The organism is Streptomyces blastmyceticus, assembly GCF_039521185.1.
In the GTDB taxonomy this organism is placed as follows: domain Bacteria; phylum Actinomycetota; class Actinomycetes; order Streptomycetales; family Streptomycetaceae; genus Streptomyces; species Streptomyces blastmyceticus.
In genome coordinates this window covers 1-997 of sequence record NZ_BAAABW010000051.1, presented here as the reverse complement: position 1 = coordinate 997, position 997 = coordinate 1, and the positions used below count along the sequence as shown (strand labels likewise).

1 protein-coding gene is annotated in these 997 nt (G+C 65.0%); it reads right to left on the bottom strand.

The features are described 5' to 3' along the window. Positions 1-102: 102 nt before the first annotated feature. Positions 103-997: Fe-S cluster assembly protein SufB (gene sufB / locus ABD269_RS35260; RefSeq protein WP_344124712.1), on the bottom strand; the 895-nt coding region annotated here is incomplete at its 5' end.

The following is a 997-nucleotide window of genomic DNA, read 5'->3' as shown; positions in this document are numbered from 1 at the left end:
CGTCGGTCGTGCTGCCGGCGGGAGTGTTGTCAGCCATGGCTGTCGTCGTGCTCTCTTCCTGTCACAAAAAGTCGGGTCGCTGCTGCTGGTGGGGGTGGGCGGTCAGCCGACCGCGCCTTCCATCTGCAGCTCGATCAGCCGGTTGAGCTCCAGTGCGTACTCCATCGGCAGCTCCCGGGCGATGGGCTCGACGAAGCCGCGCACGATCATCGCCATCGCCTCGAACTCCGTCAGCCCCCGGCTCATCAGGTAGAAGAGCTGGTCGTCGCTGACCTTGGAGACGGTCGCCTCGTGGCCCATGGAGACGTCGTCCTCGCGGACGTCGACGTAGGGGTAGGTGTCCGACCGGGAGATGGTGTCCACCAGCAGGGCGTCGCAGAGCACGTTCGACTTGGAGCCGTGGGCGCCCTCGCCGATCTCGATCAGGCCGCGGTAGGAGGTGCGGCCGCCGCCTCGTGCCACCGACTTGGAGACGATGTTGGAGGAGGTGTTCGGCGCCATGTGGACCATCTTCGCGCCGGCGTCCTGGTGCTGGCCCTCGCCGGAGAAGGCGATGGAGAGGGTCTCGCCCTTGGCGTGCTCGCCCATCAGGTAGACGGCCGGGTACTTCATGGTCACCTTGGAGCCGATGTTGCCGTCGACCCACTCCATGGTCGCGCCCTCATAGGCCACGGCCCGCTTGGTGACCAGGTTGTAGACGTTGTTCGACCAGTTCTGGATCGTCGTGTAGCGGCAGCGGCCGCCCTTCTTCACGATGATCTCGACCACGGCGCTGTGCAGCGAGTCCGAGGAATAGATCGGAGCCGTGCAGCCCTCGACGTAATGCACATAGGCGTTCTCGTCGACGATGATCAGCGTCCGCTCGAACTGGCCCATGTTCTCCGTGTTGATACGGAAGTACGCCTGCAGCGGGATGTCGACGTGGACGCCCGGCGGGACGTAGATGAAGGAGCCGCCCGACCACACGGCGGTGTTCAGCGACGCGAACTTGTTGTCA